This is a genomic window from Phormidesmis priestleyi ULC007, from assembly GCF_001895925.1.
GTDB classification, from domain to species: Bacteria; Cyanobacteriota; Cyanobacteriia; order Leptolyngbyales; family Leptolyngbyaceae; genus Phormidesmis_A; species Phormidesmis_A priestleyi_A.
This window is the reverse complement of sequence record NZ_MPPI01000001.1, coordinates 175510-190885: the sequence shown is the minus strand read 5'-3', so window position 1 is coordinate 190885 and position 15376 is coordinate 175510. Positions and strand designations below refer to the sequence as shown.

Below are 15376 nucleotides of genomic sequence, written 5' to 3'. Positions count from 1 at the left end.
CCAAGAAAGTACTAACGATAGTGTGAAACATCATGATTCTTATAACAGGAGCTTCTGGGAACATTGGAACGACAGTGGTTGAATGTCTCCGCGCTCGTCAGGCTCCATTTCGCATCGGCTCACGCAAGCCGAACTCTGTTTCGCAAGATGGTGCTGAGATTGTTCCATTCGATTTCCTCAATGCGAGTACTTTCCGATCGGCGGTGCAAGGCTGCAATGCTGTTTTTCTGCTGCGCCCTCCAGCCATCTCCGACACCCGTAAAACGCTCAACTCGTTTCTTGATGTGGCGCGCTCTCAGGGTGTGCAGCATATCGTGTTTGTTTCCGTCGCAGGTGCCGCAGACAATCCTCTCGTGCCCCATCACGCAGTCGAGCAACACCTTCGTCAAAAATCTGAGGGATGGACAATTCTCAGACCCGGTTTCTTTGCCCAAAATCTCGGCGATGCTTACCGAGACGATATTGTTCAGGACGATCGCATCTTCCTGCCTGCGGGTGCTGGTCGAGTTGCCTTCATCGATGGGCGTGACATTGCCGAAGTTGCGGTTAACGTGCTGATTAATCCCGCATCTCACCAGGCGCAAATCTATACCCTGACGGGATCTGAATCCCTTTCGTTTGTTGAAGTGGCAACTGCTTTATCTGACGAACTGGGTCGAGCGATCGTCTATCAGCCAGCGAGTGTTCCGGGCTACTTCTCCCATCTGTTTCGACGTAAAATGCCTCTGGAACAAATCCTCGTCCAAACCATCCTTCATGTAGGACTTCGATTTGGACAGGCTGAGGCAGTAGCCAATACGTTGGCAAAACTTCTGGGGCACCCACCTCGTAAGCTTCGCGACTATGTTCGAGATTATCGAGACTTGTGGCTTAAAACGACTTGAATTCGATGAGATTTCTCACGACGATTGCCAATTCGGGAAGCCCCCTAAATCCCCCAATTTGGGGGACTTCAAACCAAAATTTCCGGTTCAAAGTTCCCCAGAATGGGGGATTTAGGGGGCGCGACAGACTTGTAACGAATTCGTTGAATTCACGTTAAAACGGACTAATCTTAACGCCAAGAAAGCGATCGAGTAATCTATTTCTCCAGGTAAACCGCACGACTAACGCCCAAATTAAGGCAACCAATCCGATTCCTAAATAATGAATTAAATCAAGTGGATAGAGTTCAAAAAAGTTACGCAAAAATGGCACCGCAAGAATCAATCCGTAAACCAATAAAACAATGCCCGCGAGAATGGTAAAGCGTTTGTCTTGACTCAGCGGCTCACCTCCAACCCAAGCGGAAGTGGGTGGCTTGAGGAATGGGAGCAAGAATAACCCCCCAACACTTGCAGCGTGATCATTGCTGTTTCTGCAACCTGTTGTGCCCTGGCAATATCCTCAAAGGCGATCCGACGACCGAGTTCATCAAACGGGATTTGACCGTTGAGCCACTCAAAAACAGGTGTAATGTTTTCCGCCAGAAAGTAGAGATAGACAAGAATACTCGCTAGAGAAAGGGTCAACGTGGCGGGTATCACAAAATGCAGGAAAGAGTTTCCCTCAAGCCCTTTGGGTTTGTCTGGTTTTGCCCATAAGGTGACAAAGAAAGGCGGAATGCCAACGGTGAGGAACATGACGATCGTACTGGTTTTAATTCCAAAGGGAAACGACAGCGTAATCATGCCAACGGCTACGATCGCCAGAATAAACGAAAAAATTCGCACCATAAACAGTTTGCTGATATCGGCAACTCCATTGCGAATTCGTTGTCCTTCTAAAAAGATTTTGGGTAGCGCACTAAACTTATCTTTGAGCAACACAATATCGGCAACACCGCGAGTCGCTTGGCTGCCACTTTCCATCGCAATACCCACATTTGCTTGTTTGAGTGACAGCACATCATTTACCCCATCTCCCATCATGGCAACGTAGTGTTTGCGAGACTGAAGGCTCTTGACCAGACGGGCTTTCTGCTCAGGCGTAATCCGTCCAAAAATCGTACTTTCTTCGGCAGTTTGGGTGAACACCGCGTCATCCATTTGAGCCAAATCCTGACCCGATACTGCAATAATGTCATTACTTAACCCGGCTTGTTTTGCTAACGCCGCAACAGTCGCCGGATTGTCGCCAGAAATAACTTTGACTTGAATGCCTGCCTGACGAAATTCTGCCAAGGTTTGACGGGCATCGGGGCGCAGTTCATCACCAAAGCGCAGAATGCCCAGCGGCTGAAGATTGGGGGGCAACACTGGATCGCCTGTCCCGTCTCGTAGCTCAGTCACAGTCGGACTGTAGGCAAATAAGAGTACACGCAACCCCTGATCTGCACCTTCGCGGATATATGCCTGGAGGTCTGTTTGAAGCGGTATGACCGTGCCTAAAATCTCTGGGGCACCGAGAATATATACACCCGGCGAGTCACCAAACGCGATCGCGCTCCACTTATGAGCCGAGCCAAAAGAAATTTCGGTCTTCAGCGGGCGCTTTTCTCTGGGTAATGTGGTGGCGATCGCCTCATTGGTCTTGTTACTCGTAGAAGCAGTGGCAGCGTAATTTCCCAAAATGGTTTCTAGCTTGGCGCGATCGAGGTCAATGGGATACACCGTTTGCAATTGAATCCGATTTGCAGTCAGCGTCCCCGTTTTGTCCAGGCACATCACATCCACATTACTAATCGATTCCACTGCATTTGCCTGCTGCACCAACGCGCTCTGTTGAGCAATTCGCACCGCTCCAAACGTGTAGGCGAGGGTAATCATTAAATACAACCCGCTGGGAACAAGACCCACAATAACCGCAGTGTTTTGAACGCCTGTTGTCAGAGAAATGACTCCCAAAGTGATCCGTAGTGCGGTGATCAAGCCCAGAAGAAGCGCAACACCCAACAACAGGCGAATGATCATATTGATGCGGTGTTGCAATGGAGTCAGCACCTTGCGAAACTTGCGGGCTTCCGCCGTCATTTTGCTGGCTAAACTATCGGCACCCACTTTTTCGGCTTCATAGCAAGCGGTGCCGCTGACGCAAAAGCTCCCAGAGTAGACCGGATCGCTGACCTGCTTTGCAATCAAATCTGATTCGCCCGTCAGCAGAGACTCATCTACTTTGATTTCGCCCTCACCCATGATGGAGCCATCGACCACAATTTGATCGCCTGGACTGACCACCAGCACATCGCCCACCACAATCTGACTCGGATCGATGTCCCGTTGTTGTCCCTCGCGGATGATGCTGGCTTTAGGGCGCGTGAGCAAGGCAATTTTGTCTAGTTTCTTCTTAGCGCGAATCTCTTGAATCACGTTAACTACAACGTTCAGCAAGATCACACAGGCAAGTACCAGTACATCACTGACAAGTCCTAGCGCAATCAGCACCAAGCTCAGGAAGAAGTAGACCCCGTTAATGAACGTGAACAAGTTGTCCCGAAAAATATCCCAGTAGGTGCGACTGGTTTGAATCGGAATGTTGTTCCCTTGTCCGGCTGCACGACGGTTTGCTGCTTCGCGATCGCTCAACCCTGGAAGCTGACTTGGAGTAGATTGCATGGTTTCAGACTAGTTTGGTATGATGCCACGTCAAAATTCGCTAGCAACCTGAATGCGTCCCTGTTTTGCTGCGGCTGCCAACTGGTCATAATCTCGATCGGTTTGATCTGCATAAGCATGGGCGAATTTTGTCAATGCCTCATCCAATGCTTCGCTTTTGCCGACATAGCCGGACAGCATAGCGGCATCACTGGATTTGGCATGAGCTAGTGCCAGCGCCCAGCCACATACCCCGCAGTAGTTTGACAGTTCTGCTAGTCGAAACTTGCTGGGTTCAAGCTTGACTCCCCCTTTCATATCCCGCAACTGGCGGATGTAGTATTGAATACCATCCATCTCACCCCATCCCAGAAAGATGTCGGGTGCCCCTTGGATCAGTCGCTGTCCAGTCACAACTCGGTGCCCCTGATGGTCATCTGGCAACCTGTAGTTACAGAGGGTTTCAGCATAGGGAGCTAATATCGAGGGCTGGGCTTCCTTGATTTGCAAAAATAGTGGGTCGCCCGCATCGATACCTTCTAGATAAATAACCCAGCAGCGAGTCCCAACACTGCCCACGCCCACAACTTTCCGGGCAACGTCCACAATGCGATATCGCGACACTAGAAAGCGGCGATCGGCGCTCAGAGAGGTGAGGTAATCTTGCATTAGCTGTTCAATGGCCTCAACCATCGGCTTTCCACGGGGGGTTGTTTCTATTCGTACTACTAGAGGAGGATCTTCGATAATGTGATGCTGATCGTCCACCAGATCGGTCATTTTTTCCAACACTTGAAGATGGGTGCGCTGACGAGCTTTTACTAAAAGTTGGGTTGCTCTTTTGTGAGATTGGGTAGGCAACTTCTGAAGCAAGTCAGCTTCTGTGATGTTGGCATACCACAAGTCGAGATAGCCCATTTCGGCATACTCGTATAAGTGTTGCCGATAGGACTGCACCACTGCCCGTACAGCAGCTTCGCAAAGAACACGATCGCCTCCCAAAAACCGCCCCGCCACAACTGCACTCGCCACCAACCGTTTCAGATCCCATTCCCAGGCTCCTGGATAGGTTTCATCGAAGTCGTTGATGCCAAACACCAGGTTGCGCTCGGCAGAGGCAAACACGCCAAAATTGGACAGATGCATATCTCCACAGGCTTGCACGTTGATGCCCGTCGTTGGGGCGAGTGCAATATCCTGAATCATCACTGCGGCCGAACCCCGTAGAAATGCGAAGGGAGAGGTTAACATCCGGGCGTAGCAGATGGGCACCAGCTCTGGTAGGCGGGTCTTTGTCTGAGCTTCCAGAATTGCGATCGGGTCTTGGCGGTTAGCAGGCGGGTGATATTCAGCAAGGTCAGTGCGCTTTACTTTTTGGCGCAGGGCTTTTCCGGCAGCGAGACGCTCTGCGACAGAACGACCCTCAGCCTGATGCTTGAAAGAACGATCGGTCAACTGATTTTCCATAGATGAAGGGGCACTCATGAGCTAAGGAGAAGTGACAGCGGGGTAGATGCACGACTTCAAATCAAGCTCATCTTGGAGTGCAACCTGAAGCCCTGACTCTATAAACAGATCCCTGTCTTCCATTGATGTTCATATTAACTTGAAACGGTTGACGACCTGACGGGACGACTTGCACTTGAAAAGGAACTCCACCCACTAATCGGGCATCATCTCGTCTAAAAACCTGTCTAGAAGTTCTGTCACCGTACTTAAAATTCTGGATGATGTTGTAGTTTGCTGGCAATTCTGAAGTGATGGTGGCGATGTAGCGGGTAAATCTTACACCGCCGGGTACCACAAAATCGGTGTCCCAGTTGTTTCTAACACCTGGAGTCACCCCTGCTGAAGAAACAGTTTTCCTAACCTCGTATCCTGAAGTGCCGATCGGTCTAAAAGAGATACACCGTTCAGCCGCATTTGCTCGTGAATGACTAACAAGGGGAATGCTCAGACCTAATAGGACAATCAAGGCTTTGGAAAGTGGGCGATCGTAAGTCATAAAAAACCTCAGATTACAGAACAAAAATGGGTAACAATGGACACTTAGGATTGTGAATTAAATAAGACCCGGATTTACCCTCACCCCAGCCCTCTCCCGCAGGAGCTACCGTGTATACATCAGTCATTTCGCTTCGTTATGAGCAGCTTCTGCCCCCTAAATCCCCAAAATTGGGGGACTTTGAAACTGAAAGTCCGGGGTCAAAGTCCCCCAGACTGGGGGATTTAGGGGGCAAACCCCAACAATCCGAACTTAAAGCAATTTGTGTATACACGGTAGTCCGCAGGAGAGGGGGCAAGAGTCCGGTTCACCTGCTCTTGGGGGAGAAGTGCTAGGGAATGAGGTTACTTTTAGTATTTTTCTGCTTCTTGGAAAATCACGGGGGCATTTTGCAATCTTTTGTGGGTCTGATAACGGTGATAGAGTTCACGGTTTGTGAAAAAGAATAGCGAGACCGCTTCCCATAGAAAAACCCATCCAGTAATCGCCAGCCCTTCAAACAGGATGGATGATGCATCCGCTTCTGCAAAACGACTTGCAGCAGTCTTTGCTACCCATAGAAGCACAAGACCGATGACGACAAACAGCAGCATCCGGGTGTTACTCTTCTTGATCTCCTTTCCTAGAAAGTATCGTTTGGAGATGAAACTGTTCTTGAGACCAATCCGAGATTCTTCCTCTACTCGTTCATCGCGCATTCCGGCTGGGACTGCGAAACATAATTCGATCGCATACTTACTAGGAATTTCGTCAGAGTATTCCTCCAAGTAGAGTTTCAGATCAGGATTGAGTTCTCGACGTTTAAAGGGAGCAGGGTCCCATTCGTTGAAGATATCAGTGTACTGATCCAGGGCAATCTCGATCATGTAGCGATCTGTCGATTCATCGATTTTGTAGATCTCGCTAAAACTATCTCTTTTCATGATTCTGCTCAGGTCTGGCTGTCTCTAGACGTTTGTTACAACGAATGAAGACCCTATTGAAATCGTGTTGAGAATCTAGGCGACTAAGCGGCGATCGTCCGTCGAGCTGCCAGAGCAGCGGCTAGGAGTGAGACACCGCTCATCAGAATGCTGATGCCTACATACAGACCAATCAGCCAAATCGCGCTGAAGGGAAACCGATTCAGCACCATGATGCCCAGAATCAGAGTAATAATTCCGTTGAACGCCACCAGCCAAAACATTCTGTGCCCTGCCCGATTGGTAAACGCCATGATGATGGTAAAAATCCCTTCAACAATGAACAAAATCCCAAAGGCTAAGGTCAGTGCTAGCAGCGCGGCTCCGACATTAAATAGAATGTAAGTGCCCGCAACCACATAGAAGATACCCACAATCAGATTTAGCCAAAACCCTCTGACTGGCTTTGACTGAAACGACTGAACAATCATCACCACGCCACTAATCAGCGTAATCCAACCGATCGCAACGGTGAAGAATGCTGAGGCAATCCCTGGCATGATAATCGCCAGTCCGCCGAGAATAATCAGACTAATGCTGAGGGCGATCACCCAACCCGTCGATTTCTTGATAGCTACTTCAGATTGAAAATCAGTAATCATAGTGTTCACCTCATTTTTTGAACTGGTTTTACGAACTGTGAGCAACGGTTCTATAGCGATTCCACTTCAGTTGTAAGAGTGGGATAGGCTTCTAGCCTGTACAGGCAGGATGCCCATCCCACCAATCATTCAGGATTGCTATTGCTATATATAGCTGTTGTGGAGGGTATACGCTCGATCTTAAAGCCTGTGATCCCGTAAGCAAGCGACAAAATTGGACTGGCAATATTGAAGATGGCATACGGTAAATACAGGAAGGTCGAGATACCCAGCGTGGCAGACATAAATGCGCCACAGGAATTCCACGGTACCAGAGGTGACGTTACAGTTCCAGCATCAGCGGCTACACGCGACAGGTTTTGTGGTTGCAATCCGCGCTTTTGGAACTCGATGCGAAACATGCGTACGGGCAGCACCAGCGCAATATATTGATCCCCCGCAACAATATTTAACCCGATCGCGGTCGTTACGAGCGTGGCAAACAAAAGACCCGTAGTTTTTGCCCGTAACAGCACCGGATTAATCAGTTTAGCCAACAGTCCAAATTCTTCCATCAGTGTGCCAAATGTCACCGCGCCGATGATGATCCACAGTGTCAACAACATACTGTCCATGCCACCGCGTGAAAGCAACCGATCGATATCTTGGATGCCGGAATTTTCCTGATAGCCAGTTGCCATTGCCGCCCAAATGCCTTTGATGTAGACCAGTGGGGTAGCCAGTGCCGGATCGTTAACAAAGCGCACAATAGCTTGCGGTTGGAGAATCGCGCCCATGATGCCCCCTACCAGCGCCGCACTCATAATCGCCAGGGATGCCGGGATTTTGCGAATAGACAGCACGACTAGAAATATCAAGGGAATTAAGTTCAGGGGTGTGATCCAAAAAAGCTGATCCAACTTAGCGAGATCGGTCGCTGTTTCGACGTTATCAATCACGTCCTCCCGGAGTCCCAAAATCGCAAAGACGACCATCGAAATGACAAACGCCGGAACCGATGTCCAAAGCTGGGCACGGATATGCGTGTAGATGTCTGCCCCTGCCAACTGTGCGCTCAACAGCGTTGTCTCGGAAAGGGGAGAGGTCTTGTCACCAAAATAAGCACCTGAAATTACAGCACCCGCAGTAATAACAGGGGAAACCCCAACCAACGACGCAATGCCGACTAGCCCGACCCCAATGGTTCCAGCCGTCGTCCACGAACTGCCAATGCCTACAGAAACAATGGCACAGATTATAGCGGTTGCCAGGTAGAACCAATTGGGTTGAAGCAGTTGAATGCCGTAATGAACTAAGGTTGGGATCGTGCCAGACATATTCCAGGTGCCAATCAGTGCCCCCACCGCCAACAAAATGAAAATTGCGCTAACAATCGATGCCAGCGCCCTCCCTCCCGATGCCGCGATTTTGTCCCAAGGATGTCCATTCTTGAGAATGATGATGGCGGCAACCATAGTACTGAGTATCAACGCGACTTGAGTAGGGCCATCGATCGCACCCAGCCCAAACAGCACAACAGAGCCTGCGATCAGCGCAATCAGCACCACGAGTGGAACGATCGCGTCTAAATATGACGGTTCTTTGATGGTGCGTGGGGGAGGAGGGTGACTAGACATGGGAGTATCCTCATTTCATAAATAACTGCAAAAACTCTGAAGAGAACGATCGCTGATTAGCGTCTTCTTCGGTGCCTCTGGCTGGCAAGTTTAGCCTTTGTTCCTTTCAGCAAAATGAACAGTGGAATGGTGGCGATCGCCAAAGGAATCAAGAGCACGAAGGACGATGAGAGCACTGTGAGACGCACCATTATCCAGACAAAACCGCCAAAGATCACCCAGCCTGAGATCAGAACCCACCACGGGGCTTGCCCTCCCGCTAAACTTCGATAAGCTCGACCCCGAAGCTGGATTTCGCCCATCGGATCAAAGCCAGAGGGAATTCTATCGGGGTTTAGGGGCGTTTGTTCAGCCGGAATTCCAATCGAAAGTTTGTCTGGGTCTAAACTCTCGTCTGGTAAAAATCGATTGAATTCATCTTTGTTATTCATTGCTAAAAGTAGATAAATTGTAGACAAGTTGAATGACTGAAAATAGGAATTAATAGTCGTCTCCGGGTTCGTGGCAGATATCAGTATTGCGCTTCGAGTCCATGCTGTTGTATAAGATCTGCATCACCCGTGAGCCTGGTTCGCTGAGTGCGTCGCGCGCGATCGTGGCAACTTCCCCAGACACACTCGCCGCATACTCAGCAACAACATCGCCAAATGAATTGCGCTGAATCGCGACTCTCTGACCCGGTGTTACTTTGTCTCTCAGATCAACCAACAACTCAAGGTAGCCGCCCATCGTGGAACGGATAGTTTCAAACGTGTCGCCGAAGAAGGTTCTGGCTTCCCTAGACGTGCGATCGATGTTCCCGTCAATCAGTTTGTAATGCTTGAGTACGTTCAGGCTGCCTTCAACAGTCATCGCGATCTTTCGCGCATCGAAGCTTCGCGGCCCTCCGATCTCAATGGTCATGACTGGAATGTCTGCATCGACGAACGCCATTTCGAGCGTACCGTCTTCACCGGGATCGTTCTTGATCTGCTCGATCGGAAACAATTCGGCTATCTGTCGGATCTCTGGCTTGCGAAGATCAGCGAAGATGAACATTGTGAAATCACCACCAGTCGCCCCTGTATGATAGTCGAGTGCCACATCAATGTTGTGCTTAAATAGACGATTCCAGAGAATACCCGCGTGACGGGTCGGTGCGTTGTCGCCTATTTCGTCGCCGGGCCACACGCGATTGAGGTCAACTAACGAGCCGCCGCTCTGAGCCGTCGGCCACATCCGCTGTGTATACTCCTTAGCGGGGCGAGAGAGGTCGTAGATTGCAATCACTGTCCCCGACATCTTTGCCGGATCGAGACTCGCCATGATGCGCTGCACTGCATTCACCGGACTCAACTCATCACCATGTACACCAGCGGTCAGCGAGATGCGCTTGCCATCGCGATCGCCTTTCGCAACCACTACAGGAACATACCAATGCTGTCCGGTGCCCATCTGTACCCCCTGGAAGAAAAAGCGGTGCGTCTTACCGGGTTCGAGGTCATTGACATTCAACTGACTGATCACAGGTGCGCCCTGGATCTGATCGCCCGTGTAAACCGTCTTCTCAGAACTGATTAGCGTTGTCATACTCACCTTCTACAGCACTGGTAGGTGCGTTTTTAAGTTGAAGCGATAGCCGCTCGGCAAAATGTGTAACTTGACTCCACAGAGCGCGATCGCTTCATCTTTGAGCAATCCCTCCAGGTTGTTGTGGGTAGCGGTTGATTCATCCACAACCGTAATCGCGCCCTGTCCAACTACCTCAAATTCATCGCCCTTGACAATAATGGCGGTGTCTTCGTCAATGCCCAGACCGAGTACCGCAGGGTGCAGCACCAGAGCTGCCAGCAGGCGACCCAGGCGACCCCGTTGAGCAAAGTGCTGGTCTACCATAATGTCGGGTAAAAAGCCCATACCGGGAGCCATGCTGACCGCATTGATACTAGGGTTAGATACAGATGCCCCGCCTACAATCATTTCGTCGGGCATCATAGCAGCACCCGCACTGGTGCCGCCAATCACGACTCCCTCCTGATGCCGCTTACGAATGGCATCGCACAAAGGAGAACCTTTGATAAACTCCACAATGCGCGATTGGTCGCCCCCTGTGAAGAAAATGCCAGTTGCCTGTTCGATCGTGTATATCCCTTCTTCGCACTCGGAATCTTTGCGGCGCTCTGTACCCACCACTTCCACCGATTCTGCACCTAATCGCTTGAACGCGCGGATGTAAACCTCCCCGACTTCTTCGGGGTGTCCGGTGGCAGCAGTCATCACCGCAATGTGGGCTTTCATGCCACCCGCCAATCTGACAAATTCTCGCAAGACTACGCAATCGCCGTCCCTATCTTCGGCACCGCCAATGATCACTAAAGCGCCGTGTGTTGGTTTAATACCCATACTGATTCCTCCCAATGTGTCTGCCCTTGCAGCACTCAACAATCTTTTGGATCGATGAGCAAGTTGTGCAATGCCTGCCACTCGATCGCTTTCTACTACTGTGTACACACAAGTCGTTTATCGCTCCGTTTCAGTCAGCTTCAGCCCCCTAAATCCCCCAAAATTGGGGGACTTCAAGCCAAGACTCCGAGTTCAAAGTCCCCCAGATTGGGAGATTTAGGGGGCAAGATCTCAGCAATGAACGATTAAACACTTGTGTGTACATAGTTAGGATCGCGTTCCAAAAAACGGGTTGCACTAACCGAGTATCTTTGCTTTGGCAAGCTGAAATTCTTCTTCAGACAGTGCGCCGGCCTCTTTAAGCTGCGTCAGTTGAGTCAGTTGAGCCAACAGATCGGTCTGTGCTGGTGCTGCTGGTGCCGCTGGAACTGCCGCCGCTTGGACTTGCATAGATTGGACAGCGGCAAGTTGAGCTTTTATTTGCTCCATCTCGGCTTGAGTCTGTATCTTTGCTGCCTGTTCTTGCTGCGCCTGAATCGCACTCTGATTCATTGCGCCGCTCGTTGCTCTGCTTGCCGCCGTTGCGGTACTGCTGATCACGGCTGTTCTTGCCACAGTACCTAACAAACCTCGACCCCCTCGCCTTCTGACCATTTGAGCCTCCTGTAGAGAAAGAGAATTTATACTGTTACCTGAGTCTGAGCCGCTATGACTTCATCAATCACGCTGCTGGGAATTCGTTCGCTGAGTAAAAGTTGACCGTCGGCATTCAAAACCGCATCCCGGAATGCAGTTGCCCAGATGTTTTCAAACAGCATTAGGGCTGCGAACGAGTTGTTATCCAAAGATTGAGAGATCTGTTGCACATCTTCCTCAGCGATCAGCCCAGAAATGTCGGCAATGATTGGATCTAATAGGCTGTGATCAACATCATCCATCTCATCAATTTCGGTCATCGTCACTTCACCATTATCACTCTTCTTGATGAAGAGGATATCGATGATACGAATCGTCTTGTTCTCCACTAACGCTTTCAATGCCGACGAAATTTCGTCTTTGATAAAGTTGCTGGGAAACTTGACGCACAGCATTTCAACCGGACCTAAAGACATGACTTGCTCTCCTAGTTTTAAGCTTCGATCGACGAGTGGCACTAAAAGTCAACCGCATCCCGAATGATGGGACAGGTCATACAGTGTCCGCCGCCCCGTCCGCGTCCCAGTTCAGAACTCGCGATCGTCACGACTTCGATGCCTTCTTTACGGAGAGCCGTGTTGGTCAAGACATTGCGATCGTAGGCAACCACCACACCGGGTTCTAAGCAGACAAAGTTGTTGCCGCTGTCCCACTGCTGCCGCTCTCTGGCGTAAGCATTGCCCTGGGTTTCCACGACGCGCATCTTCTTCAACCCCAGCGATGAAGCAACGACATCAACAAAAGTACCGGAGTCTTTGGTCAACTCGTACCCCGGTGCTTTGTCACTGGGTCGCAGAGAGAACGTTGTGACCTGATTCATAATGTCAGCATACAGGCTAACCAGATCGCGATCGCAGAAGGTGAACACGGTATCGAGGTGCATCGCCGCGCGGAGTTTAGGCATTCCGGCAACAATCACCCGTTCTGCCGCTCCTTTAGCAAACAACGCCGCCGCCACTTGAGTAATTGCCTGACGGGAAGTGCGTTCGCTCATGCCGACTAGGACAACCCCATTGCCGATCGGCATCACATCCCCCCCTTCAAACGTGGCAGAGCCGTGATGTTGAGTAGGATCGCCCCACCAAACCTCAAACTTCGCCTGAGTAAAGCTAGGGTGAAACTTGTAGACCGCCGTTGCGAGAACGGTTTCTTCATGGCGAGCCGGCCAGTAGAGCGGGTTCAGAGTCACACCGCCGTAAATCCAACAGGTCGTATCGCGGGTGAAGATGGTATTGGGCAATGGTGGCAGCAGGTATCCAGTCACGCCGCTGGCTTCTTGCGCTGCCCGAAGGAAGTCACCACCCGCCTCTTTGGGAATGTCATAGATGGCAAGCCCGCCGATCAGGTATTCAGCCAAGTGACGAGAACTCAAGCTTTCTAAGAAGGCGCGCACATCTTCAACTAGCCCCAGCCCCACCTCATTAGGGACAATTTGCTGATCTAAGATCCATTTTTTTGCCTCTGGAATATCGAGGGTTTCTGCCAGGATTTCGTGTAGTTCAATGACTTCGACCCCGCGACCGCGCATCTTCATCACGAAGTCAGCGTGGTCGCGCTTTGCCATATCTACCCACAGCACGTCATCAAATAGCAGATCGTCGCAGTTTGAGGGAGTCAAACGAGAATGGGCTAAACCCGGTGAGCAAACCATTACTTTTCGCAGTTTGCCAACTTCGGAGTGTACACCATAGGAAACAGCAGTTGGATTGGTGGTAGCAGTATTGGTTGTGACAGTCATAATAACTCCGTTGATTAGATTTCGATCCGAGTGTTACATTCACGATTCTCATTGATCTCTGTAGGAATGGTCTTCTCCCGTCTCTGGCATCCATCAGCGGACTGTTAAGTTAAAAAACGGTGACTTGTTCCATGAGGTTCATGTCCTCATCTTGGCTAGTAGCGATCGCACCCACTTCAGTAGGTAGATCCTCAATTGCCCAGGCAGAGTTTTCCCATAACAAACTACCGCTTGCCAGAACGGATAGACTCAGCGATCGCCCTACTGCCTTACCCATAGCCACATTTGGCATAACGCCCTCACACTGTTTAGATAGTGATCCGACCTGTCGAAAGTGCAAAAAGGGCTGAAAGAGCCGCGATCGTAGCCAGAGAGAAAAGGAACCACTCTCCGAACGTAAATACTTTTCTGTTCTGCTCCCGGCGGGCCATGAAGAACAGAATTGTTCCTGGCGCTAAGATTAGCCCCGACAACAATAACTTCTCTAGACCACCTGCGTAGATCATCAAGATAGAATAAGCCGTGGCGATCGCAGCAATGACTAACTCCTTGGTGCGGTTGCGAGAATCGCGATCGTAGGTTTCTCCGCTCCAAGCCAGTTTTAGCGCGAAGGCAGCAACCAGCAGGTAGGGAATCAAAGCCAGCGAACTCGTCAACTCTAGGGCAAGGATGAATGCCTGTTGACTGAACAGAGTCGCAATCAAAAATGCCTGAACCGTAATATTGGTCATCCAGAGCGATGCCGAGGGTACTCCATTGCTGTTTTCCCGCGCTAGGAAACTCGGCATGAGATTGCTTTTGGCAGCCATGAACGGAACCTCGGAGGCAAACAGAGTCCATGCCAGGAAGGCACCGAGTACCGAGACTAGCAGACCGAGGCTGATGAATATGTTACCCCAGCGACCCACAACCGACTCAAATAAACCTGCCATCGACGGATTTCGCAATACCCCCAGTTCTGCTCGTGGCAAAATCCCGTAGGGCAAAACCGTAACCAGGATCAGCAGACAGAGTACCCCCACAAATCCCAACACCGTAGCGACACCCACGTCAGATCGTTTCTCGGCATAGCGAGAGTAGACACTTGCGCCTTCAATGCCGATAAACACAAACACGGTGACCAGCATCGTGTTGCGAACCTGACTGAATAAAGACTCGGCATCATAGCCTTGACCGCCCCAAAAATTTGCGGCAAAGATATCTGGTTTGAACGCGAATAAGAGGACAAAGATAAAAATGACGATCGGCACAATCTTGGCGATCGTGACGATCGTGTTTAGCCCCGTCGCCTGCTTGACACCCCGCAAGATCATAAAGTGAAAAATCCACAAAATGATCGATGCAAAAAACACCGCCGTAACCGTGTTGCCGTCTCCAAATACAGGAAAGAATTCCCCCAAGGTCGATTTGATCAGGACGAAGTAAGAAGTGTTCCCTACACAGGTACTTGCCCAGAAAGCCAGCGCCGCAAGGAACCCAATATAATTGCCAAACCCGGTTTTGGCGTATGCGAAAATACCCGAATCTAGATCGGGCTTGCGTTGTGCCAAATTTTGGAAGACAAATGCCAGCATCAGCATACCGACACCCGCGATCACCCAGGCAATCAGCCCACCCAATACTCCGGTTGCGCGGCCAAACGCGGAAGGGATGGTAAAGATGCCCGCGCCCACCATCGAACCAACGACCAGTGCAGTGAGTGCCGCGACAGAAAGCGTTTGCTTATCTGATGCTAGGCTAGGAGACTGTTCTGATGCCGTATTGTAGTTCTGTTCTGATGCCATACAATGCTCCTATGTACTGCTAGATGCCATACTGTCAACCTTTGAATCACTCGGCTTTCACGGATGAGATGAAGGTAAA

General features: G+C 50.4%; 16 protein-coding genes. 1 reads left to right on the top strand and 15 read right to left on the bottom strand.

Features of this window, described 5'->3' with window-relative positions; genetic code table 11:
* Positions 1-32 precede the first annotated feature (32 nt).
* Complete coding sequence (locus BRW63_RS00840) at positions 33-884, top strand: SDR family oxidoreductase (RefSeq protein WP_073069016.1); 852 nt, start codon at positions 33-35, stop codon at positions 882-884.
* Positions 885-1038: 154 nt separating this feature from the next.
* Here the strand turns inward: BRW63_RS00840 and BRW63_RS27450 are convergent, their stop codons facing one another.
* From BRW63_RS27450 to BRW63_RS00770, 15 genes are all read right to left on the bottom strand, one after another.
* Positions 1039-1317 (bottom strand): hypothetical protein, encoded by a 279-nt coding sequence (locus BRW63_RS27450; RefSeq protein WP_143161983.1) that lies wholly within the window; start codon positions 1315-1317, stop codon positions 1039-1041.
* Positions 1263-3533 (bottom strand): HAD-IC family P-type ATPase, encoded by a 2271-nt coding sequence (locus tag BRW63_RS00835; RefSeq protein ID WP_106253879.1) that lies wholly within the window; start codon positions 3531-3533, stop codon positions 1263-1265. The genes BRW63_RS27450 and BRW63_RS00835 overlap by 55 nt, the downstream gene beginning before the upstream one ends.
* A gap of 30 nt (positions 3534-3563) precedes the next feature.
* Positions 3564-4979: a DUF2252 domain-containing protein gene (locus tag BRW63_RS00830; protein WP_083582593.1), complete on the bottom strand. Its 1416-nt coding sequence runs from the start codon at positions 4977-4979 to the stop codon at positions 3564-3566.
* A 67-nt stretch (positions 4980-5046) separates the two neighbouring features.
* Positions 5047-5517 carry a hypothetical protein gene (locus BRW63_RS27445; RefSeq protein ID WP_073069014.1) on the bottom strand — a complete coding sequence of 157 codons (471 nt, stop codon included), beginning with the start codon at positions 5515-5517 and terminating at the stop codon, positions 5047-5049.
* Positions 5518-5867: 350 nt separating this feature from the next.
* Positions 5868-6440, bottom strand: a complete 573-nt coding sequence (locus BRW63_RS00820; RefSeq protein ID WP_073069013.1) for a hypothetical protein — start codon at positions 6438-6440, stop codon at positions 5868-5870.
* Between the two features lie 83 nt (positions 6441-6523).
* Positions 6524-7081, bottom strand: a complete 558-nt coding sequence (locus BRW63_RS00815; protein WP_073069012.1) for an HdeD family acid-resistance protein — start codon at positions 7079-7081, stop codon at positions 6524-6526.
* Between the two features lie 125 nt (positions 7082-7206).
* Complete coding sequence (gene nhaC / locus BRW63_RS00810) at positions 7207-8697, bottom strand: Na+/H+ antiporter NhaC (RefSeq protein WP_073069011.1); 1491 nt, start codon at positions 8695-8697, stop codon at positions 7207-7209.
* A gap of 56 nt (positions 8698-8753) precedes the next feature.
* Entirely contained in the window at positions 8754-9128 is a 375-nt protein-coding gene (locus BRW63_RS00805) for a hypothetical protein (protein ID WP_073069010.1), read from the bottom strand.
* 49 nt (positions 9129-9177) lie between these two features.
* A complete protein-coding gene (locus tag BRW63_RS00800; protein WP_073069009.1) occupies positions 9178-10266 on the bottom strand; it encodes a M14 family metallopeptidase in 1089 nt (362 codons plus the stop codon).
* Between the two features lie 9 nt (positions 10267-10275).
* Positions 10276-11079 carry a cyanophycinase gene (locus BRW63_RS00795; RefSeq protein WP_073069279.1) on the bottom strand — a complete coding sequence of 268 codons (804 nt, stop codon included), beginning with the start codon at positions 11077-11079 and terminating at the stop codon, positions 10276-10278.
* Between the two features lie 297 nt (positions 11080-11376).
* Entirely contained in the window at positions 11377-11733 is a 357-nt protein-coding gene (locus tag BRW63_RS00790; protein ID WP_073069008.1) for an SHOCT domain-containing protein, read from the bottom strand.
* A 26-nt stretch (positions 11734-11759) separates the two neighbouring features.
* Entirely contained in the window at positions 11760-12191 is a 432-nt protein-coding gene (locus BRW63_RS00785) for a DUF6325 family protein (RefSeq protein ID WP_073069278.1), read from the bottom strand.
* 41 nt (positions 12192-12232) lie between these two features.
* On the bottom strand, positions 12233-13513 hold the full coding sequence (gene arcA / locus BRW63_RS00780; protein ID WP_073069007.1) for an arginine deiminase: 1281 nt from the start codon (positions 13511-13513) through the stop codon (positions 12233-12235).
* 109 nt (positions 13514-13622) lie between these two features.
* Entirely contained in the window at positions 13623-13790 is a 168-nt protein-coding gene (locus BRW63_RS00775) for a hypothetical protein (protein ID WP_181314305.1), read from the bottom strand.
* A gap of 31 nt (positions 13791-13821) precedes the next feature.
* Positions 13822-15297 carry a basic amino acid/polyamine antiporter gene (locus BRW63_RS00770; protein ID WP_073069005.1) on the bottom strand — a complete coding sequence of 492 codons (1476 nt, stop codon included), beginning with the start codon at positions 15295-15297 and terminating at the stop codon, positions 13822-13824.
* Positions 15298-15376 lie beyond the last annotated feature (79 nt).

Coding starts and splice junctions, on each gene's coding strand:
- BRW63_RS00840 (WP_073069016.1), top strand. CDS start 33: ATGATTCTTATAACAGGAGCTTCTGGGAACATTGGAACGACAGTGGTT.
- BRW63_RS00835 (WP_106253879.1), bottom strand. CDS start 3,533: ATGCAATCTACTCCAAGTCAGCTTCCAGGGTTGAGCGATCGCGAAGCA.
- BRW63_RS00830 (WP_083582593.1), bottom strand. CDS start 4,979: ATGGAAAATCAGTTGACCGATCGTTCTTTCAAGCATCAGGCTGAGGGT.
- BRW63_RS27445 (WP_073069014.1), bottom strand. CDS start 5,517: ATGACTTACGATCGCCCACTTTCCAAAGCCTTGATTGTCCTATTAGGT.
- BRW63_RS00820 (WP_073069013.1), bottom strand. CDS start 6,440: ATGAAAAGAGATAGTTTTAGCGAGATCTACAAAATCGATGAATCGACA.
- BRW63_RS00815 (WP_073069012.1), bottom strand. CDS start 7,081: ATGATTACTGATTTTCAATCTGAAGTAGCTATCAAGAAATCGACGGGT.
- nhaC (WP_073069011.1), bottom strand. CDS start 8,697: ATGTCTAGTCACCCTCCTCCCCCACGCACCATCAAAGAACCGTCATAT.
- BRW63_RS00805 (WP_073069010.1), bottom strand. CDS start 9,128: ATGAATAACAAAGATGAATTCAATCGATTTTTACCAGACGAGAGTTTA.
- BRW63_RS00800 (WP_073069009.1), bottom strand. CDS start 10,266: ATGACAACGCTAATCAGTTCTGAGAAGACGGTTTACACGGGCGATCAG.
- BRW63_RS00795 (WP_073069279.1), bottom strand. CDS start 11,079: ATGGGTATTAAACCAACACACGGCGCTTTAGTGATCATTGGCGGTGCC.
- BRW63_RS00790 (WP_073069008.1), bottom strand. CDS start 11,733: ATGGTCAGAAGGCGAGGGGGTCGAGGTTTGTTAGGTACTGTGGCAAGA.
- BRW63_RS00785 (WP_073069278.1), bottom strand. CDS start 12,191: ATGTCTTTAGGTCCGGTTGAAATGCTGTGCGTCAAGTTTCCCAGCAAC.
- arcA (WP_073069007.1), bottom strand. CDS start 13,513: ATGACTGTCACAACCAATACTGCTACCACCAATCCAACTGCTGTTTCC.
- BRW63_RS00775 (WP_181314305.1), bottom strand. CDS start 13,790: ATGGGTAAGGCAGTAGGGCGATCGCTGAGTCTATCCGTTCTGGCAAGC.
- BRW63_RS00770 (WP_073069005.1), bottom strand. CDS start 15,297: ATGGCATCAGAACAGAACTACAATACGGCATCAGAACAGTCTCCTAGC.